Origin of the sequence: Microbacterium sp. ARD32, assembly GCF_031844385.1 — a bacterium.
Classification (GTDB): Bacteria; Actinomycetota; Actinomycetes; order Actinomycetales; family Microbacteriaceae; genus Microbacterium.
In genome coordinates, this window is record NZ_JAUZVD010000001.1 from 910907 (window position 1) to 929100 (window position 18194).

General features: G+C 70.5%; 21 protein-coding genes and 1 tRNA gene. 11 read left to right on the plus strand and 11 right to left on the minus strand.

Annotation, left to right across the window (positions count from 1 at the left end; all coding sequences use genetic code 11):
* Positions 1-83 precede the first annotated feature (83 nt).
* From Q9R19_RS04205 to Q9R19_RS04215, 3 genes are read left to right on the plus strand one after another with little or no spacing between them, the layout of a single operon-like run.
* Positions 84-869, plus strand: coding sequence for an SDR family oxidoreductase (locus Q9R19_RS04205; protein WP_311255083.1), 786 nt, complete (start codon positions 84-86; stop codon positions 867-869).
* Positions 869-1567: a uracil-DNA glycosylase gene (locus tag Q9R19_RS04210; RefSeq protein ID WP_311255084.1), complete on the plus strand. Its 699-nt coding sequence runs from the start codon at positions 869-871 to the stop codon at positions 1565-1567. Before Q9R19_RS04205 ends, Q9R19_RS04210 begins: the two co-directional genes overlap by 1 nt.
* On the plus strand, positions 1564-2064 hold the full coding sequence (locus Q9R19_RS04215; RefSeq protein WP_311255085.1) for an N-acetyltransferase family protein: 501 nt from the start codon (positions 1564-1566) through the stop codon (positions 2062-2064). The genes Q9R19_RS04210 and Q9R19_RS04215 overlap by 4 nt, the downstream gene beginning before the upstream one ends.
* Here the strand turns inward: Q9R19_RS04215 and Q9R19_RS04220 are convergent.
* The 6 genes from Q9R19_RS04220 to Q9R19_RS04245 all read right to left on the minus strand — a co-directional run bounded on the left by Q9R19_RS04220 (position 2061) and on the right by Q9R19_RS04245 (position 7967).
* A complete protein-coding gene (locus Q9R19_RS04220) occupies positions 2061-2849 on the minus strand; it encodes an ATP-binding cassette domain-containing protein (protein WP_311255086.1) in 789 nt (262 codons plus the stop codon). The genes Q9R19_RS04215 and Q9R19_RS04220 overlap by 4 nt on opposite strands.
* A complete protein-coding gene (locus tag Q9R19_RS04225) occupies positions 2846-3643 on the minus strand; it encodes an ABC transporter ATP-binding protein (protein ID WP_311255087.1) in 798 nt (265 codons plus the stop codon). Before Q9R19_RS04225 ends, Q9R19_RS04220 begins: the two co-directional genes overlap by 4 nt.
* Positions 3640-4506 (minus strand): ABC transporter permease, encoded by an 867-nt coding sequence (locus Q9R19_RS04230; RefSeq protein WP_311255088.1) that lies wholly within the window; start codon positions 4504-4506, stop codon positions 3640-3642. Before Q9R19_RS04230 ends, Q9R19_RS04225 begins: the two co-directional genes overlap by 4 nt.
* A complete protein-coding gene (locus tag Q9R19_RS04235) occupies positions 4506-5459 on the minus strand; it encodes an ABC transporter permease (RefSeq protein WP_311255089.1) in 954 nt (317 codons plus the stop codon). The genes Q9R19_RS04230 and Q9R19_RS04235 overlap by 1 nt, the downstream gene beginning before the upstream one ends.
* A 3-nt stretch (positions 5460-5462) precedes the next feature.
* Positions 5463-6992: an ABC transporter substrate-binding protein gene (locus tag Q9R19_RS04240; protein ID WP_311255090.1), complete on the minus strand. Its 1530-nt coding sequence runs from the start codon at positions 6990-6992 to the stop codon at positions 5463-5465.
* Positions 6993-7058: 66 nt separating this feature from the next.
* On the minus strand, positions 7059-7967 hold the full coding sequence (locus Q9R19_RS04245) for an alpha/beta hydrolase (protein WP_311255091.1): 909 nt from the start codon (positions 7965-7967) through the stop codon (positions 7059-7061).
* Between the two features lie 157 nt (positions 7968-8124).
* On the opposite strand from Q9R19_RS04245, the gene Q9R19_RS04250 reads away from it, so the two are divergent.
* Entirely contained in the window at positions 8125-8829 is a 705-nt protein-coding gene (locus tag Q9R19_RS04250) for a tyrosine-protein phosphatase (RefSeq protein ID WP_311255092.1), read from the plus strand.
* Positions 8830-8904: 75 nt separating this feature from the next.
* Positions 8905-9366: an SIP domain-containing protein gene (locus Q9R19_RS04255; RefSeq protein ID WP_311255093.1), complete on the plus strand. Its 462-nt coding sequence runs from the start codon at positions 8905-8907 to the stop codon at positions 9364-9366.
* A gap of 30 nt (positions 9367-9396) precedes the next feature.
* Here Q9R19_RS04255 and Q9R19_RS04260 read toward each other — a convergent pair whose 3' ends face one another.
* The 4 genes from Q9R19_RS04260 to Q9R19_RS04275 all read right to left on the minus strand — a co-directional run bounded on the left by Q9R19_RS04260 (position 9397) and on the right by Q9R19_RS04275 (position 13611).
* Positions 9397-9840: a Fe-S oxidoreductase gene (locus tag Q9R19_RS04260; protein ID WP_311255094.1), complete on the minus strand. Its 444-nt coding sequence runs from the start codon at positions 9838-9840 to the stop codon at positions 9397-9399.
* Positions 9837-10658: an arginase family protein gene (locus Q9R19_RS04265; RefSeq protein ID WP_311255095.1), complete on the minus strand. Its 822-nt coding sequence runs from the start codon at positions 10656-10658 to the stop codon at positions 9837-9839. Before Q9R19_RS04265 ends, Q9R19_RS04260 begins: the two co-directional genes overlap by 4 nt.
* 56 nt (positions 10659-10714) lie before the next feature.
* Positions 10715-11452, minus strand: a complete 738-nt coding sequence (locus tag Q9R19_RS04270; RefSeq protein ID WP_311255096.1) for a PspA/IM30 family protein — start codon at positions 11450-11452, stop codon at positions 10715-10717.
* A gap of 101 nt (positions 11453-11553) precedes the next feature.
* Entirely contained in the window at positions 11554-13611 is a 2058-nt protein-coding gene (locus Q9R19_RS04275) for a TPM domain-containing protein (RefSeq protein WP_311255097.1), read from the minus strand.
* A gap of 90 nt (positions 13612-13701) precedes the next feature.
* On the opposite strand from Q9R19_RS04275, the gene Q9R19_RS04280 reads away from it, so the two are divergent.
* The 6 genes from Q9R19_RS04280 to Q9R19_RS04305 all read left to right on the plus strand — a co-directional run bounded on the left by Q9R19_RS04280 (position 13702) and on the right by Q9R19_RS04305 (position 17396).
* On the plus strand, positions 13702-14544 hold the full coding sequence (locus tag Q9R19_RS04280) for a DUF3097 domain-containing protein (RefSeq protein WP_311255098.1): 843 nt from the start codon (positions 13702-13704) through the stop codon (positions 14542-14544).
* Positions 14545-14634: 90 nt separating this feature from the next.
* On the plus strand, positions 14635-15360 hold the full coding sequence (gene trmB / locus Q9R19_RS04285) for a tRNA (guanosine(46)-N7)-methyltransferase TrmB (RefSeq protein WP_311255099.1): 726 nt from the start codon (positions 14635-14637) through the stop codon (positions 15358-15360).
* Positions 15357-16223, plus strand: coding sequence for a CPBP family intramembrane glutamic endopeptidase (locus tag Q9R19_RS04290; RefSeq protein WP_311255100.1), 867 nt, complete (start codon positions 15357-15359; stop codon positions 16221-16223). The genes trmB and Q9R19_RS04290 overlap by 4 nt, the downstream gene beginning before the upstream one ends.
* Positions 16224-16380: 157 nt before the next feature.
* Positions 16381-16453: transfer RNA gene (locus Q9R19_RS04295), tRNA-Arg, on the plus strand.
* A 162-nt stretch (positions 16454-16615) separates the two neighbouring features.
* Complete coding sequence (locus Q9R19_RS04300; protein WP_311255101.1) at positions 16616-16831, plus strand: DUF2945 domain-containing protein; 216 nt, start codon at positions 16616-16618, stop codon at positions 16829-16831.
* Complete coding sequence (locus Q9R19_RS04305) at positions 16824-17396, plus strand: DUF488 domain-containing protein (RefSeq protein ID WP_311255102.1); 573 nt, start codon at positions 16824-16826, stop codon at positions 17394-17396. Before Q9R19_RS04300 ends, Q9R19_RS04305 begins: the two co-directional genes overlap by 8 nt.
* On the opposite strand, the gene Q9R19_RS04310 is transcribed toward Q9R19_RS04305, so the two are convergent.
* Positions 17356-18150, minus strand: coding sequence for an SGNH/GDSL hydrolase family protein (locus tag Q9R19_RS04310; RefSeq protein WP_311255103.1), 795 nt, complete (start codon positions 18148-18150; stop codon positions 17356-17358). The genes Q9R19_RS04305 and Q9R19_RS04310 overlap by 41 nt on opposite strands.
* Positions 18151-18194 lie beyond the last annotated feature (44 nt).

Consider the following 18194-nt stretch of genomic DNA (forward strand, 5'->3'; position numbering starts at 1 on the left):
GACAAGCGGCGGGAAATGTTACGTAACACAGTGCGGCGCCGGAATAACACAGTGCGGCGCTCGAAAGGCCTTACGGTGGAGGCATGCTGAACAGACGTGCCGTGGTGACCGGGGCGAGTACCGGTATCGGAGAGGCGACCGTGCGCGCCCTGCGCTCGAGCGGATGGGACGTGGTCGGCGTCGCGCGTCGCGCCGAGAGACTGGAGACGCTGTCGGCCGAGACGGGATCGACGGCGATCACGTGCGACCTGACGGATGCCGATGACGTCAGCGCCCTGATCGACCAGCTGGAAAGCAGCGGCCCGGTGCACGCGCTCGTGCAGGTGGCAGGCGGCGCGCGCGGCACGGACAGCGTGGAGAACGGGTCGATCGAGGACTGGCAGTGGATGTACGACGCGAACGTGCTCTCGTCGCAGCGTCTGGTCGCAGGCATCCTGCCGCTGCTGCGCCGCGCCGCGCACGAGAGCGGCCACGCCGACACCGTCTTCGTCACGTCCACCGCGGCGCAGATCGCCTATCCCGGCGGGTCGGGCTACAACGCCGCGAAGGCCGCCGAGTCGATGCTGGTGAAGGTGCTCCGGCAGGAGCTGAACGGCGAGCCCATCCGCGTGGTCGAGGTGGCGCCGGGGATGGTGCACACCGAGGAGTTCACGCTGAACCGGCTCGGCGGCGACCGGGTCGCGGCCGAGGCCGTGTACTCGGGCGTGGACGAGCCGCTGGTGGCCGAGGACGTCGCCGACGTGATCGCCTACGCGCTGAACGCGCCGCGGCGTGTCAACCTCGACCTGATCACGATGCGGCCGGTGGCGCAGTCCGCCCAGCACCTGCTGGCCCGCGGGCCGCTGCACGTGCGGACCGACGTCGACTGATGCCGCGGACGCTCGCCGAACTCGCCCACGACGGGCGCATCGATCCCGGCTGGGCCGCCGCCCTCGAGCCCGTGCAGCCGCTGATCGCTGAACTCGGGGAGCGGCTGCGCGCCGAGAGCGCCGCGGGTCACGGTTATCTCCCGGCCGGGGCGAACGTGCTGCGAGCCTTCCAGCGTCCGCTGGCCGACGTGCGCGTGCTGATCACAGGTCAGGACCCGTACCCGACGCCCGGACATCCGATCGGGCTCTCCTTCGCGGTCGACCGCGACGTGCGGCCGCTGCCGCGCAGCCTTGGCAACATCTACAGGGAGCGCCAGGACGACCTCGGCATCCCGCCCGCCCCGCACGGCGACCTGACCGCCTGGAGCGACCAGGGCGTGCTGCTGCTGAACAGAGTGCTCACGGTGCGGCCGGGCACGCCCGCCTCGCATCGCGGCTGGGGGTGGGAGAAGGTCACGGAGCTCGCGATCCGCACCCTGGTGGCCCGCGAGCAGCCGCTGGTCGCGATCCTGTGGGGAGCGGATGCCAGGGGCGCGAAGCCCCTGCTCGGCAGCACGCCGATCATCGAGTCGGCGCACCCCTCCCCGCTGTCGGCGAGCCGCGGCTTCTTCGGGTCGAAGCCGTTCTCCCGCGCCAACGCGCTGCTGGAATCGCAGGGGGCACGGCCGGTCGACTGGCGCGTGGCGGGCGAGGAGTGAACGCGCTGCGCATCCGGCCGGTGACGCATGCCGATCTGCCCGCGATCCGCGACATCTACAACCACTACGTGCGCACCTCCACCGTCACCTACGACGAGGTCGAGTCCACGAGTGCGGGCTGGGCGGACAAGGCAGCCCGGATCACGGGTGCCGGCATCCCCTTCCTGATCGCCGAGGAGGGCGGGGTGCTCCTCGGGTACGCGCTCGGCCAGCCGTGGTCGCCCAAGTCCGCGTACCGCTTCACCATCGAGAACTCGATCTACCTGGCGCCCTCGGCCGCGGGGCGGGGCATCGGCCGGGCGCTGCTGGCCGAGTTCCTGGATGCCTGTCGGCAGGCGGGTCTGCGTCAGATCATCGCCGTGATCGCCGATCGCGGCACCGACGCGTCGCTCGCGCTGCATCGCAGAGCCGGGTTCGTCGACGCCGGGCGCCTCACCGAGGTGGGGGAGAAGTTCGGTGAGCCGCAGGGAGTGCTCCTGCTGCAGAAGACCCTCTAGCTGCCGGGGATGACCGGGATCGCCGCCAGCAGTCGGCGGGTGTACTCCTCGGACGGATGCCTCAGCACGGCATCCGTTCCGCCGCGCTCCACGATCCGGCCGTCCTTCATCACCGCGACGGTGTCGGCGAGGCTCTGCACCACGCCGATGTCGTGCGAGACCATGATCAGCGTGAGCCCCTCCTCGCGCCGCAGGCGCTCCAGCAGCTCGAGGATCTGCGCCCGCACGGTGACATCGAGCGCGGACAGCGGCTCGTCGCCGACCAGGATGCGCGGCCGGTGCGCGATCGCACGCGCGATCGCGATGCGCTGACGCTGCCCTCCCGAGAACTCGTGCGGATGCCGGTCCGCCATGTCGGCATCCAGCCCCACCTGCCCGAGCACCTCCCGCACGCGGGAGCGGTGGTCGCCGGGGACATCCAGCGCCCACAGCGGCTCCGCGATGATCTGCCCGGCCGTCATCCGCGGATCCAGCGACGCGTACGGATCCTGGAACACGAGACCGCTCTGCCGGCGCAGCCAGTGCAGCGAGCGCGCGGGTGCTGCAGCATCCACCTGCCGGCCGTCCACGACCACGCGTCCGGTGGTGGGCCGATCCAGCCCGAGCAGCAGCCGCACGAGCGTGGATTTGCCGGAGCCGGACTCGCCGATCAGGCCGACGGACTCGCCCTCGTCGATGGCGAGGTCGGTGGGGTGCAGCGTAGTACTGGTGCGGCGCGTCTCGAACATCGTGCGCCGGGGGAGCGGGAACGAGCGGCTCAGTCCGACCGCCTCGATCAGGTTCATCGCGCGCCTCCCTCAGCATCCGGCCGCCACAGCGTCGCGGTCGCATCGCGCAGCAGCGCCTGAGTGATCGGGGATGCCGGGGTGCTCAGCAGCGTCCGCACAGGCCCCTGCTCGACGACCCGGCCGTGCTCGAGCACCACCGCGTGCGTGGCGACCTGCGACAGCACCGCGAGATCGTGCGTGATGAACACCATGGACATGCCGTGCTCCTCCACCAGCGAGAGCAGCAGCTTCAGCACCTCGGCCTGGATCGTCACGTCCAGCGCGGTGGTGGGCTCGTCCGCGATGAGCAGCTTCGGACCGCACGCGAGCGCCATCGCGAGCGCGACCCGCTGGCGCTGGCCGCCGGAGAGCTGATGCGGATAGCGGTCGATCACCGCAGCCGGGTCGGGCAGCCGCACGCGAGCCGCCTCGGCGACGGCCCGTTGGCGGGCCTCACGGCGCCCGATACGCTCGTGGATGCGCACCGACTCGGCGATCTGACGGCCCACGGTGCGGATCGGGTTCAGCGCGGTGCGCGGCTCCTGGAACACCATCCCGATGTCGTCGCCGCGCAGCTTCGCCAGCTCGCGATCCGGCATTCCGAGCAGCTCGACTCCGTTCCAGCGGATGCTGCCGCTCGCCGCGGCTCCGGCAGGCAGCAGCCCGATCACGGCCAGTGCGGTGAGCGACTTGCCCGAGCCGGACTCGCCGATCAGCCCGAAGCGCTGGCCGTCGGCGACCGTGAACGAGACGCCGTCCACGACACGGCGGCCGTCGATCTCGATCACCAGCTCCCGCACCTCGAGGCTCATGCGACCACCGCCGGCACGTGGGTCTCGGCGCTGCGATGACTCAGGGTCGGGTCGGTCGCCTCGCGCAGCGCGTCGCCGAGCAGGTTCAGCCCCAGCACCGTGATCGTGATGGCCAGTCCGGGCCAGACGACGGTGAGCGGATGCACGCCGATGTAGCGCTGCAGATCGGCGAGCAGCGTGCCCCAGGAGGCTTCGGTGAGCGTCGCACCGAAGCCGAGGTAGGACAGCCCCGCCTCGGCGAGCACGGCTACCGCCATCGACCAGGACAGCTGCACGATGAACACCGGCGCCACGTTCGGCAGCAGGTGCCGCAGGAGGTTCTGCCCCGTGGTCAGCCCGTTGGCGCGTGCCGCGGTGACGAAGTCGCTGCGCTGCACGCGGCGCAGCTCGGGGCGGGTGACGCGGGCGATGCTGACGCCGAACCCGATTCCCACCGAGAACACCACGACCCACAGCGATCCGCCCCAGACGGCGGAGATCATCATAGCGATGATCAGCACGGGGAAGGCGATGAGGATGTCCACGAGTACGGCGACGGTCTCGCGCACCCAGCGCGCCGTCAGCGCACCGAGGGCGGCGAGGACGACGCCGACCACGGTGGCCACGATCCCGGAGCCCACCGCGACGAAGAGGGTCGTGCGGGCTCCGGCCATGATCAGGCTGAGGATGTCGCGCCCGGTGCCATCGGTGCCCAGCAGATGCGGCAGCCCCGGCGCGGCCCAGCGCCCGCGGATGTCGGAGAGCATCGGGTCGAACGGCGTCCAGAACACCGAGACGAGTGCGATCACCGCGATCAGCAGCACCACGATCACGCCGAACAGCCCGGTGGCGGACGAGAGCAGGGCACGGAGCCAGCGGGGCATCAGACCGCCTCCTCGCGCTGTCGGGGGTCGATCGCGTGATGCAGCAGGTCGACGAGGAAGCCGATCACCAGCACGAAACCGGTCAGCACGAGCAGCTCGCTCTGCACCTTCACCAGATCGCGGGTGCCGACGTCTGTGACCAGCATCCGCCCGATGCCGGGCAGGGTGAACAGCTGCTCGATCACCACCGAGCCCACGATGATCCCGGCCACCTGCACGCCCAGTACGGTCACGATCGAGAGCCCGACGGCGGGGATGCCGTGACGGATCAGCGCCTGACGGCGAGTGAGGCCCTTGGCCGCGGCGGTGCGGACGAAGTCCTGCCCCGCGGCCTGCAGCGTGGCGCTGCGGACGAAGCGCATGAGCATGGCGCCCTCGACGATGCCGATGGTCAGCGCCGGCAGCAGCAGCGATTCGAAGGCCTTGGCCGGCGTCGACCACCCCGTGCGCGGGAACCCCTGAGCGGGCAGCCAGCCCAGCCAGTGCGCGAAGACGACGACCAGCATCATCCCAGCCCAGATCACCGGGACTGCGGCGACCGCCTGCGCGGCGACGCTCATGCCCGTGCCGCCGGCGCGCCCCCGAAGCAACGCGGAGATCACGCCGAAGGGGGCGGCGATCAGCATCGCGATCACCATGGACATCAGCGCCAGCGGCCAGGTCACCCTGGCCTTCTCCGCGAGTTCGGCGCCCACCGAGGCCCCGCTGAGCTGGGAGGTGCCCAGGTCGCCGTGCAGCAGCCCGCCGAGCCAGTCGGCGTACTGCGCAGGCAGCGGCCTGTCCAGGCCCAGCGACTGCCGGATCGCCTCCACCTGCTCGGGGCTCGCCTGAGTTCCGGCGATGAGCTGGGCGACGTCGCCGGGGAACACGCGCAGCGTGAAGAAGATGATCACGCTCGACACGAGGAGCCCTGCGATGAGCAGGGCTCCTCGGGTGAGCGCGTAGCGGAGCATCTGTCAGTCAGCGGTCTTGGTGACGCCGGCGAGGTCGATGCGCGAGTTGATCGAGTCCTTCGGGAAGCCCTGCACGCCCGCGCTGAGCGCCGTGAGGGTCTCACCGGTGTACAGCCAGTCGGCGGCGTCGTCCTGAGCGACGATGCGGGCGGCCTTCTCGAGCAGCTCGGCGGACGCGGCCGGGTCGAGCTCGAGCTGCGACTGGGCGTACAGGTCCTGCACCTCGGCGTTGTCGTAGCCGAAGTAGTAGTCCGGGTTCGCCCAGTTGCCGAAGTCGCGCGGTTCGACATGCAGCACGAAGCTCAGCTCGTAGTCGTGGTTCTTGTAGACGTCCTCGAGCCAGGTGGCGAACTCGACGCGGTCGACCTCGAGCGACACGCCCACCTTCGCGAAGTCGGAGACCAGCACCTGCGCCACCGTGGTGCCGTAGAACGACGGGATCGTGAGCGTCAGGTCGAGGTCGGACGCGCCGGCCTCCTTCAGCAGCTTCCTTGCCTCGTCGGGATCGTACGGGGTCAGCTCGGAGAGATCCTCGTACCCCGGATCGAGCTCGGGGATCGGGCCGTACTGGGTCTGGCCCGCTCCGACGGCCTCGACGAGCGCCTCATGGTCGATCGCCAGCCGCAGCGCCCTGCGCACGCGCTTGTCGTCGAACGGCGCCTTCGCGTTGTTGAAGGCGAGCGTGGCCTTGTCGGTGGTGCGGCCGGTGGTGATCGTGAACTCGCCGCTGTCCTCCAACTGCGAGACCAGGTTCGGGTCGACCGCGGTGAGCACGTCGACGCTGCCGTCCATCGCGGCGTTCACTCCGGCGGTGAAGTCGGGGATGTACTGGAACGTGACCTCGGCGATCGTCGCCTTCTCGCCCCAGTAGTCGTCGTTGCGCGCGAAGGTGATGGCGCTGCCCTTCGCCCAGCGCTGGAGCGTGAACGGCCCGGTGCCGTTCTCGGCGGTCTTCAGATCGGTGGTGTCGCCGGTCTTGAACACCAGCCCCGCAGGTCCGGTGAGGTTGAACAGGAAGTTCTGGTCGGACTCGCTCAGCGTGATCTCCACGGTGGCAGGATCGGGGGCGGTGATCGCAGCGACGCCGGCGAACTCGGAGTTGCCCTGTACCGTCGCGTCGGCCTTCACGGTCTGATAGGACGAGACCACGTCGGCAGACGTCAGCGCTGTGCCGTCGTGGAAGGTGATGCCCTCGTTGAGCGTGAACGTGTAGGTGAGTCCGTCGGGCGACACCTCGTGCGAGGCGGCCAGGCGATCCTCGATCTCGTTGTCCTGCGTGCGGCTGACGAGGCCCTCGTAGATGTTGTCGATCAGCACCTGCTCCAGAGCGGCGCCGCTGGTGTGCCGGATGTCGAGGTTGGTCGGCTCGAGCACGAGACCGACGGTCAGCTCGGCGTTCGGGTCGGCCTTGCCCGTGACAGCCGGCTTCGGCGCGGACGAGCCGCCGCAAGCGGTCAGGATCAGGGCGCCGACGGCGAGGATGCCGACCGCCGCCAGGCGTGCGGATCGGCGCGTGCTGCGGATGGGAGACAAGGAGTGTCCTCTCGTGAAGGGTGCTGAGCGGCTCCGTTCGGGCGGAGCGGGCGTCGGGTCAGTCGGTCAGTGGGAAGGTCGGTTCAGTGCATCGGTGATGGTCGAGGCGAGGGATGCCGGATCGGTCTCCTGCACGTTGTGGCCGGCGTCGACGACGATCGTCGCGGCGGCGGGCAGCTGCCGGGCGAACGAGGCCGCGTCGGAGTCGTGCAGGAAGCCGCGCGCGCCGCGCACGAGCGTGACGGGGGCGGCGACTGCGAGCAGATCCGCCCACGGGTCGGGTGCCCCGGCGGCGCGCTTCGCGCCGTTCAGCGCGTCGAAGGCGTGTCCGATGATGTGCGCGAAGTGATGCTTCCACTCCACGCGGCCGTCCTCGCGCACGCGCGTGTTGAAGAAGACGCCGCGCTCGGTGTCGGCCCGAGTGCCCCCGAAGCCGAACTCCTGAGCGCGGTCCGTCGCCTCCTCGCGGGAGGCGAAGTCGGTGACGCGGTAGAACTCGCGCAGGATCGCCGGTGCGGCATCCGTGTCCATCCCGGGGACGATGTCGACCAGGATCAGCTCGCGCACCAGTTCCGGATGCCGTGCGGCGACGGTGGCCGCCGTCAGTCCGCCCAGCGAGTGCCCGACCAGCACCTGCGGCGCGCGCGTCCACGCGGCGACGGCGGCGGCGACGTCGTCAGCGAGCGCGGCGGGGGAGTAGTCCAGATCCACTCGCCACGACGAGTCGCCGTGACCGGCCAGGTCGATCGCCAGAGCGGGACGGGACAGCAGCAGCTGCACGGTGTCCCACGTGTGCGCGTTCAGTCCGGCGCCGTGCAGCAGGGTGACCTCGGGGTCGCCGTCTCCGAAGCGCAGTGCGCTTAGCATCCGCCCATCGGCCAGGGGCAGCCGGACCCGTTCGGCGCGTGGGACGGCGATGCCGAGGTCGCTCGCCTGCGCCGGCAGGTAGCGGAACTCGCTGGAGTCTTCGGTCACGGCGATATTCTCCTATCGGGAGGAGGATCACAGGAAATGCGAGATCAGTATGACAAGTAACATTCGCTCGATGCCTGTGCGTCTGCTCATGATCTGCGGTGTGTGCTTGTCGATCTGCAGGTGCGGGTGAATGACGGCGCTCGCTTAGGCTGGAACGGTGACGGTCATTCGGATCCCCGGCGTGAACAACCTGCGAGACGTCGGCGGCATTCCCGTCGGCTCCGGCCGAGTGCGCTCCGGGATGCTGCTCCGGTCGGGTCACCTCGCAGCATTGAGCCCCGAGGGCCAGGAGCTGCTGGGCGGCCGCGTGCGACGCGTACTGGATCTGCGCGATGACACCGAGGTGAGTTCCGAGCCGTCGATGCTGCGCGGGGTTCCCACGACGCGCGTGCCGCTGTTCCTGGGGTCGGTCGGGTCGTTCTTCGAGCAGGACCTCGATCTCGCGGGAATGTACCGTCACCTGGTCGACGACTGCTCGGCTCGCCTGGTCGACGCCGTCCGGGTGATCGCGGCGGGGGACCCGGTGCTGGTGCACTGCACCGTGGGCAAGGACCGCACCGGTGTGGTCGTCGCGCTGGCGCTGAGCGCGATCGGGGCGGATCGGGATGCCGTGGTCGCCGACTACGCGCTCACCGCCTCGCAGCTGCCCGAGGAGCGCAACCGCGCGATCGCGCGCTACTTCCGAGCGCACATGCCGGATGCGCGCAATGCGATCCAGCTGGCCACCGAGTCGCCCGCGCCGGTGATGGCGGGACTCCTCGATGGGCTGGACCGCAGCCATGGCTCCACAGCGGCATACCTGCGAGCGGCCGGGCTGTCGCAGGCGGAACTGAATGCGCTGGCCGACGCGCTCGTCGCATGATCCGGGGCTCGGCGCACTGGAGCGCGCGTCGACATAGGTAAGGCAACCCTACATCGGTGCTACGATGGTCTCATCATGAGCACGGTCGAGACGTCTGCAGGCGCACGCGCCGCACGCCGGGCATCCCGTCGTCCGCGCGTGCAGCACCTGATCACCGCCGACGAGCACTCGCTGACTGACCTGCAGATCCTGCTGACGACTCTGCCGCTGTGCGCGGTGGGTCGCGTGTTCATCGAGGTTCCCGATGCCGATCACATCGGCACCGTGAGCGCGCCGGCACGGATGACCGTCACCTGGCTGCCCCGCAAGCGACGTGACGGCGTGCGCCGCGCCGCTGGCGTCGCGCTGACCCGCGCCGCCGTCGCCTGGGCCGACGAGATGCTGTGCGACGAGTCGGAGGGCGCGCTGCGCACCGAGGTCGTGCTGCTCGGCGACTATGTCAGCACCGCCGACATCGCCGAGCACCTCACGCGGCGCCTCGAGATCGACGCGGCTGCGATCCGCACGCCTGCGCGCTACGGCATCGCCCGCTTCTGACTCGCGCGCTCGTGAGGGCGAGGCGAGCCATCACCCGCGCACGTAGCCGCCGTCCTCCAGCCCGGCCTCGATCTCGAACCGGTTGCGCAGCGCGTTGCGCCCGGCGAGCAGGTACAGCACGGGCATGAGGAACCCGTAGCGCAGCCACTGCTGCTTGTGCACGCCCTCGTGGCGCAGTACGGCGTCGGAGGGACTGGCGTCGCCGGTCAGGTAGCATCCGCCCACGCACACGCCGCCGCGTCCGTACGCCCAGCCTGGCAGACCGCGGAACACCCACAGCCCCGCGCGGCGCTCGACGGCGCCGGTGCTCCAGAGCGAACCCCAGACCCAGCCGACGGCTGTGCCCCACCAGTAGCCGACCCGGCTGATGGGGGAGCGCAGCAGGAACGCCGGGATCCCGCGGTCGAAGCGCCGCCCGCGCTGCAGCGCGTGCGCGGCGGCGAGCCGCCAGTCCTCGCTCCTGCGCTCCTTCACGCCACGGATCCGATCAGGCGCAGGATCACGCCCAGGTCGCGCACGGCATCCAGGGGAGTGCGCGGTGCGAAGCCCGCGATCGTCGCTCCCGCCAGCGGAAGGTGCTCGCGCAGCTGCCTGACGGCTGCGGCCAGTGCCGCCGCGCGCACGCCGAACGGCTCGGCATCGGACACGCCCTCCAGCTCGGACGGATCGATCACGTCGACGTCGATGTGCACCCACACCCGCGCTGCGCCGGTGGCGCGCACGGCCGCGACGACGGCATCCGGATCCTCGGCGTCATCCGCGCTGATCGTGCGGACCGCGCCGAGCCGGGAGCGCTCGCTCGCGTCGACGCTGCGTGCGCCGAGCAGCACGACCCGCTCGGCGGGGACGCCAGGCTGCAGCGCCAGCTGCGGTTCGCCGTCCCCGAGGATGGCTGCCAGCGCCATGCCGGAGAAGGCGCCGGACGGCGAGGAGCTCGGATCGTTCAGATCCGGATGCGCGTCGCACCACAGCACCGCGAGGTCGGAGGTGTCCACGGCCGAGAGCGCGGCCACGGTCACGCTGCAGTCGCCGCCGATGACGACCAGCTGCTCATCGGCGTCGCCCGGGTGCTCGGCGTGCAGGTGCTCGGCGACCAGTTCGCGCACGCGCCGCAGCGAGCTGAGCCGGCGCACGTCGGTGCCGAGGGCTTCGCCCGCCTCGAGCGGCACGTCCAGCATCGTGGTCTGCCTGCGCGGCAGGTCGCCGGCGATCGCGGAGGCGCCGTCGACCAGGAGCATCGCGCGCGCCGACGGCGAGCCCTGCCACTGCGGGACGATGAGGAATCGGGTCATCTCTGTCGTTCGGGGGATGGGGGCGGATGCCGGGAGTGCGGCATCCGCCCCTCGGGTCACTCTGCTTCGATGGCGGCCGGTGCCTTGCCGGCCTTGAGCTCGGCGAGCCGGGCCTCGACCTCGGTGAGCTCGCCGAGGTCCTCCAGGCTCTCGAACTGCGCGTCGAGCGAGGACGCCGCGATCTCGGCCTTGCCCTGGGCGATGGCCTCCTGGCGGCGGATCTTGTCCTCGAAGCGGCCCAGCTCGCTGGTCGGGTCCATCACGTTGATGGAGCCGATCGCGTCCTGCACCTTCGTCTGGGCCTCGGCCACCTTCGCGCGGGCGAGCAGCTCGCTGCGCTTGTTCTTCAGGTCGCCCAGCTTCTCCTTCATGCCGTTCAGGCCCGACTTGAGCTTCTCGACGATCTCGGTCTGCGCATCGATCTGCGGCTCGGCGGCCTTGGCCTCGCGCTCGGAGCTGATCTGACGCTGGAGCGCGATCTTGGCGAGACTGTCGAACTTGTCCGCGTCGGCGGTGCTGCCTGCGGCGCGCAGCTCGTCGGCCTTGCGGCTGGCGGCGATCGCCTTGTTGCCCCACTCCTTGGCGGACTGCACGTCCTCCTCGTGGTCGCGCTCGAGAAGGCGCAGGTTGCCGATGGTCTCGGCGATGGCCGACTCGGCGTCCGCGATGTTGTTGGTGAAGTCGCGGACCAGCTGGTCGATCATCTTCTGCGGATCCTCGGCCTGGTCGAGGAGCGCGTTGATGTTGGCACGGACGAGCGTGGAGATGCGTCCGAAGATGGATTCCTTGGCCATGGTGTGGTTCCTTTTTCTTCTCGGATGGGTGTCTTGCCGTGTACGTGTCTGGTCAGATTAGCGGTCGGGGTGAGGAGTCGGCGGTCTGGGACGGATGCCGGTCAGAAGTGGCCTCCGCTGCTTCCGGAGAACCCGCCTCCGCCGCCGCCGAAGCCGCCGACGGAGAAGCCGCCTCCTCCGCCACCGCCGCCGCCGAAGAAGCCTCCGCCGCTCCCGCTGATGCCGCCGCCTCCGCCGCCGAAGATGCCGCCGCCTCCTCCGCCGCCGAACATTCCGCCGCCGCCCCAGCCACCGCCGTGGTGACTGCTCGACTGCCCGATGAGGATGCCTCCCAGCAGCGCGCCCAGCGTGTCGTCACCCCCGCCGTTCCATCCGCCGTAGTCGTTCTGGGCGAGGCGCAGCGCCTCGGCGGCGAGGGAGTCGGAGCGCTGGGCGAGTGAGAGCGCGCGCACGGGGTCGGACTGCGCGAGCGCCTGGGCCTGGCCCAGGATCCCCTGCGCCTCGGAGAGCCGGGTGCGGGCAGTGGACATGATCGAGCCGCGGCGGGCCGATATGTATCTCTCGGCCGCGGAGATCTGCGCCTGGGCGCGCCGCATGGCATCGCCGAGCATCGCCGCGGCGCGCTGGAGCCTCGCCTGCTCGTCGCGTACGCGTGCGATCACGCCGTCGATCGCGACGTTCGCCGCCTCGAGCACCCGCAGCGCCTGGAGCGGATCGCGCCCCGAGGAGCCGAGCACGCTCTGCGCCTGGCGGATTCCCTGCTCCGTGGCCGTGACGGCCTGGGTGACCGCGCCCTGCGAGTCGGGCAGCGCGCGGGCGGTCTGCACGTCGCTGCTGAGCTCGGCGATGAGTGCGGCGGCACGATCATCGGCATCCCTGAGGTCGGTCTGCAGCTGCTCGACCGCGTCCTCCAGCTGTGTGGCCTGTTGCACGGCGCCCTCGGCCGCACGCACCGCCACCGCCGCGTCGCCGGTCTCGCCCTGGGCGATGAAGCCGTCGGCCGCCTGGATCTGGGCGTCGGTGAAGGTGAGGCGCGATCGCGCGTGCGCAGGGTTGTCGACGACGGCCGACACTGCGGCCGCGGAGTAGGACGAGGTGAGCGCGGCGAGGATCTGCTCGGCCCGGTCCACCTCGGCGCCCGCCGCGGCGCGGAGCAGGCGCACGTTGTCCAGCGCGGCGGGGGCGTTCTGCTCGAGCTTGCGCAGTTCATCGAAGTCGGCCTTGCGCTCCTCGAGCACTTTCGTCGACTCCGAGCACAGCTCCAGGATCCGCTGCGACCACTCCAGCCTCTGCTGATCGGTGTCGGGGATCTCGTCATCGAGCTTCTGCTGCAGGGAGAAGGCCTCGTCGAGGTTCGTGCGAGAGGTCTGCAGAGCGGTGACGAAGTCGCCGATCACCTCGTCGCCGAACTGGGCACGGGCGTACTCCAGCTCCTGCTCACTGGAGCGCACCAGATCGTCCGTGCGCACGAGCGCGATGTTCGCCTGCTGCGCGACCTCTGCGAGCTCGGCCTCGCGCTTCGCGCGCTCCGCCGCGTGCTTGCGCGCCCGGCGCACCAGCAGCACGATGACGAGCACGACCACTGCGAGCAGCACGATGATGCCGAACACCGTCCACCCCAGCGCGGTGCGCGCGGGACCGTCGACGAGCATCTCCTGCACCTGATCGGCTGCGGCGTCGATCGAGCCGACCCAATCGCTGTTGCGCAGCGCGGGCAGCATCGCATCGGTGATCCGCGTGCGGTCGGAGGCTGAGATCAGGCCGCCCTGCTTCGGCCCCGCGATGGCGAACGACCGGCCCTCCGTCGCGATGCCGATGAGGTACTGAGAATGGTCGTTGAAGCCATTGCCCGCAGCCGTCCGCGCGACCCAGTCGGTGTCGCCGTCGGCACCGGTGAACTGGGGGACGAAGACCACGAACAGGTCCAGGCCGGTGTCGTCCCTCAGCTTCGACAGCCGCGCGTCGGCGGCCGAGACCTGCTGGTCGGTGAGCACTCCGCTGACGTCGGTGACATTGCCCTCCCCGGTCAGCGGCCCCGGATCCGTCGCGGAGGCTGCACTCAGCGAGAACCCGCCGAGGATCACCCCCAGCAGCACGGCGACCCACGCCAGCGACCGTTTGCGCATAGTGTTCCCTCCGAACGGCAGCCGTGCCCCCATGCGACGAGTCTATGCACAGCGGCCGACACGCGACAGCGTCCGCTCGCGTCTGCCCGTTCGCTCTCCGCGCAGACGCATACGCTGGAGGGCATGGACGACAGGTACGGCAGCGATGTGCTCGCGGCGGGTTGGCGGGAGCGCGGCTTCACGAAGGCGAGCGACGTGCCCGCCGTGAAGGATCTCGTCGTCGAGGTCGCGACGGACGGCTACTGCGGCGCGATCACCCGTGTCGAGGCCGGGATGGTCGAGCTGGAGGACTGGAAGGGGCGCCGCCGCAGCTTCCCGATGGGCGGCGGATTCCTCGTGGAGGGGAAGCCCGTGCGGCTCGTGGCACCGGCCGCGAAGCAGCAGGGCACCCGGCGCACGGCATCCGGCTCCTTCGTCGTCGCGGACGACCGCGCGAAGGTCGCGCTGCCCAGCCGCATCCTGGTGGAGGGCCGGCATGACGCCGAGCTCGTGGAGAAGGTGTGGGGCGCCGACCTGCGGGTCGAGGGCGTCGTGGTCGAGTACCTGCAGGGCATCGACCTACTCGACGAGCTGCTGGCCGAGGCGCCGCCGAACGCGACCCGCCGCTACGGCGTGCTGGTCGACCACCTGGTGCCGGGATCGAAGGAGACCCGGATGGTCGAGCAGATCCTGCGCGGCCCGCACGGGAGGCATCTCAAGGTAGTCGGTCACCCGTACATCGACGTCTGGCAGTGCGTGACACCCGCTGCCATGGGCATCCGCGCCTGGCCGCAGATCCCGCGCGGCACCGACTGGAAGACCGGGATCTGCCGCGCGTTCGGCTGGCCAGCCGAGGATCAGGCCGACATCGCGCGGGCGTGGCAGCGCATCCTGTCCAGGGTGACCACTTTCCGCGACCTCGAGCCGGCGCTGCTCGGGCGCGTGGAGGAGCTGATCGACTTCGTCACCGCCCCCGCACAGCGCTGAGTCGTCCTGGCTGGCCTGGGTCGCTGAGCCTGTCGAAGCGCCCTGCCCCGGGTCGCTGAGCCTGGTGAAGCGCCCCGGTACCCTGGAGGGATGCCAGAACCCCGCACCTTCCGTGACGAGCCGGTCTCGTTCGTCCGTCGCAGCGGCCGGATGTCTGAGGGCCAGGAACGGGCCTTCGAGGAGCTCGCGCCGTTCTACCTGATCGACGTGCCGCGCGATGTGGCGTTCACCTCGGTGCATCCGGATGCCCGGCTCGATGTGGCATCCGTGTACGGCCGCACCGCGCCGCTGATCGTCGAGATCGGGTCGGGCCAGGGGCACGCGATCGTCTCGGCGGCGTCGTCGCGTCCCGATGACGACTTCCTGGCCGTCGAGGTGTTCCGAGCCGGACTCGCCAGGACGATGCTCGACGCGGATCGTGAGGATGCCCGCAATCTGCGCCTCGTGGAGGCGAACGCGCCCGAGGTGCTGTCGACGTACCTGCCGGAGGGCGCGGCATCAGAGGTGTGGATCTTCTTCCCCGACCCGTGGCACAAGTCGCGCCACAACAAGCGTCGCCTCGTGCGGCCGGGGTTCCCGGCGACAGTCGCGCGGGCGCTCGGCGAGGGTGGGATGCTGCGCCTGGCGACCGACTGGGAGGACTACGCGCTGCAGATGCGCGAGGTGCTCGACGAGGCCCCCGAGTTCGAGCGGGTCTTCGACGGAGAGTGGGCCGAGCGCTTCGACGGTCGCGTGATGACCGCCTTCGAGCGCAAGGGCATCGCCAAGGGGCGCGACATCCGCGATCTGACCTACCGCAGGGTGTCGCGGGCGTGAGCTCCGCCGCCTGGCGAGGGCTGGGCCCGGCCGTTCTGGTGTGCCTGGCGGCACCCGCATTCTTCGTGCTCGGCTGGTCCTGGGCGGGGTGGGTGCTGATCGCCGCCGGTGTCGGGTCGGCGGCGCTCGTCGAGCGCCGGGCGCCGCAGGCCGCGACGGTCACGGTGGGGCACCGGCCGACCTGGGTGATCGGGGAGAAGCGGATGCCGTCGCTCACGCGCGACCTCGCACTGATCGCCGTCGGGATGCTGATCGTGCACGCTATCTCGCTGGAGGCGCAGCTCGACGACCTCGCCATGCTGCGCTTCACCCTGGCCCTCGGCGGCGCCGTGCTCGTGCCGTACCTGGTGTCGCGGTTCGTCTTCCGCGACCGCGCGATCTCGTTCCCCTGGCGCACGCACCGCCGCTGGACGCGCTGGCAGTGGGCCTGGCTGATCGCGGTGCTGGTGCTCGGCTGGCTGATCCTGCCGTACTACTTCATCTCCAGCGGTGTGTATCAGAACTGGCCCGTCGTCGACACGCCCGAACTCATCGGCCGCCTCTTCGTCGGTGTGGGCGCCGTGGGCATCTGGGACGAGCTCTTCTTCATCTGCACGGTGTTCGCGCTGCTGCGGCGGCACTTCCCGGATCTGCTCGCGAACGTCCTGCAGACGGTCGTGTTCGTGTCGTTCCTGTGGGAGCTCGGCTACCGCGCCTGGGGTCCTGCGCTCACCATCCCGTTCGCACTGCTGCAGGGCTGGATCTTCCTGCGCACCCACTCCCTGGCGTACGTGGTCACCGTGCACCTGCTGTTCGACGCCGTCGTGTTCGCCGTGCTCGTGCACGCGCACAACCCCGGGCTGCTGCCGTTCTTCCTCGTCTGAACGCCTGCGACCCTCGCGACGGCACAGGAGAACCGGGATGCTGATCGCCTGCCGACCACGATCGCGGCCGGCACCGGGATCGCCTGGATCCCGGGGCCGGGACGGCCTCCCCGGGTGCGCGGAACGGCCAATCGAAACTGATAGGCTCGATGAGTTCGCCTCCGTAGCTCAGTGGATAGAGCGCCGGTTTCCGGTACCGTAGGTCGCAGGTTCGACTCCTGTCGGGGGCACAGACGAACGCATGAGGGGCCGCCTGGAGGCGGCCCCTCATGCGTTCCGCACCTTCGATCGCTGCACACCGCCCGCAGAGCCGTCCCTGCGCGTCTGTCAACCCGGTGGTCCGCGTCTCCCGACCGCGCGAGCATGCACGCGTACAGCGAGAGGAGAGCAAGATGACCGAGAGGTTCGAGGTGGGCGATCACGTCACCTGGAATTCCGAAGCCGGACACGTCAGCGGCCGCATCTCGAAGGTGCACACCGCCGACTTCGACTACAAGGGCCACACCCGCCGCGCGAGCGACGACGATCCGCAGTACGAGATCACCAGCGACAGGAGCGACCACGTCGCCGCGCACAAGGGCAGCGCGCTGAAGCTCGTCGATGACTGATCCGGCGATCCTCACGGTCGGGCATTCCACGCATCCGCTGGACGCGTTCCTGACGCTGCTGCAGAACGCCGCCGTGGGGATGATCGTGGATGTGCGGCGGCTCCCGGGCTCGAGCCGGTACCCGTGGTTCGACCAGGACGAGCTCGATGCCAGCCTGGGGACGGCCGGCATCCGCTACCGGCACGCCGCCGAACTGACCGGACGCCGCCCGCTGCAGCGTGATGTTCCCGATGCGGTGAACGCCCTGTGGCGCAACCGCAGCTTCCACAACTACGCCGACTACGCGCTGGGTGCCGAGTTCGCGCGCGGGCTGGACGAGCTCATCGCACAGGCTGATCCGCGGCATCCGCCGGCGGTGATGTGCTCGGAGGCGGTCTGGTGGCGCTGCCACCGCCGTCTCATCGCCGACGGGCTGCTGGCCCGTGGCATCCGCGTCGGACATCTCATGCCGGACGGCCGCGTGGCCGACGCCCAGCTCACGCCGGGGGCGGTCGTCCGCGACGGCGCGGTGGAGTACCCCGCGGCTACTTCGCCGGCTTCGGACGGGTCCCGTCGGCGGCGGTGACCGGGGCCGTGCTGAAGCGCTCCAGCGCCTGATGCACCCTCTGCGCGAGGTACTCGTGCCCGGCGTTGGAGGGGTGGCGGCGCCCGGTCTCCACATCGATCAGCTGCAGGTAGTTCTCGGGCGTGATCCAGTGGTCCTGCACGGGAGAGATGTACCACCAGGCGCGCTGGGCGGCCAGCTGCGCGAGAGCGCGGTCGATCCGCGCCGTCGACGCACCGACGGGCAGGATGTGCGGGGCGGGGCCCAGCACCACGATCGGCACCTCCGGGAACTTCTCGGTCAGTGCGTTCCAGGTGGCGTCCACGGCGGCGGGAAAGGCCGCGGCATTCTCTCGCCGGTCGTTGATGGAGCCCTGGATGATGATCAGGTCGGGGTCGATCGACGCGTCGAGCGCGTCGATCCGGGTCCTGTAGTCGGGTCCGTCGATTCCCGGCTTCAGGTAGCCGCTGCCGCGCACGCCGTCCACCACGGTCGTGCCGTCGATGAGGTCCGCGAGCAGGTACGCGTAGCCCGCGGTGGGCGGAGTGGCGGCGGAGCCGTAGGTCCACGAGTCGCCGAAGACGAGCACCTTCGGGTGCTCGGGCAGCACCAGCGGCGCCGGCGAGACGCCGTTCTCCGCCGCCGCGATCGGGGCGGTCTCGGCGGGCGGCACCCACGGTCGCGTCACGCCGAGCAGCACGGTGAGGGCGACGGCCAGCGCGCTCACGATCATCAGTGCCGTGCGGCGCCGGCGGGTCGGCCGGCGCAGGGTCATGGAAGAAGAGTAGGTCATGTTCTCTCGGATGCGAATTCCGGATG

Coding starts and splice junctions, on each gene's coding strand:
- Q9R19_RS04235 (WP_311255089.1), bottom strand. CDS start 5,459: ATGCTCCGCTACGCGCTCACCCGAGGAGCCCTGCTCATCGCAGGGCTC.
- Q9R19_RS04280 (WP_311255098.1), top strand. CDS start 13,702: ATGGACGACAGGTACGGCAGCGATGTGCTCGCGGCGGGTTGGCGGGAG.
- Q9R19_RS04210 (WP_311255084.1), top strand. CDS start 869: ATGCCGCGGACGCTCGCCGAACTCGCCCACGACGGGCGCATCGATCCC.
- Q9R19_RS04310 (WP_311255103.1), bottom strand. CDS start 18,150: ATGACCCTGCGCCGGCCGACCCGCCGGCGCCGCACGGCACTGATGATC.
- Q9R19_RS04300 (WP_311255101.1), top strand. CDS start 16,616: ATGACCGAGAGGTTCGAGGTGGGCGATCACGTCACCTGGAATTCCGAA.
- Q9R19_RS04205 (WP_311255083.1), top strand. CDS start 84: ATGCTGAACAGACGTGCCGTGGTGACCGGGGCGAGTACCGGTATCGGA.
- trmB (WP_311255099.1), top strand. CDS start 14,635: ATGCCAGAACCCCGCACCTTCCGTGACGAGCCGGTCTCGTTCGTCCGT.
- Q9R19_RS04220 (WP_311255086.1), bottom strand. CDS start 2,849: ATGAACCTGATCGAGGCGGTCGGACTGAGCCGCTCGTTCCCGCTCCCC.
- Q9R19_RS04305 (WP_311255102.1), top strand. CDS start 16,824: ATGACTGATCCGGCGATCCTCACGGTCGGGCATTCCACGCATCCGCTG.
- Q9R19_RS04255 (WP_311255093.1), top strand. CDS start 8,905: ATGAGCACGGTCGAGACGTCTGCAGGCGCACGCGCCGCACGCCGGGCA.
- Q9R19_RS04275 (WP_311255097.1), bottom strand. CDS start 13,611: ATGGGGGCACGGCTGCCGTTCGGAGGGAACACTATGCGCAAACGGTCG.
- Q9R19_RS04230 (WP_311255088.1), bottom strand. CDS start 4,506: ATGCCCCGCTGGCTCCGTGCCCTGCTCTCGTCCGCCACCGGGCTGTTC.
- Q9R19_RS04225 (WP_311255087.1), bottom strand. CDS start 3,643: ATGAGCCTCGAGGTGCGGGAGCTGGTGATCGAGATCGACGGCCGCCGT.
- Q9R19_RS04265 (WP_311255095.1), bottom strand. CDS start 10,658: ATGACCCGATTCCTCATCGTCCCGCAGTGGCAGGGCTCGCCGTCGGCG.
- Q9R19_RS04270 (WP_311255096.1), bottom strand. CDS start 11,452: ATGGCCAAGGAATCCATCTTCGGACGCATCTCCACGCTCGTCCGTGCC.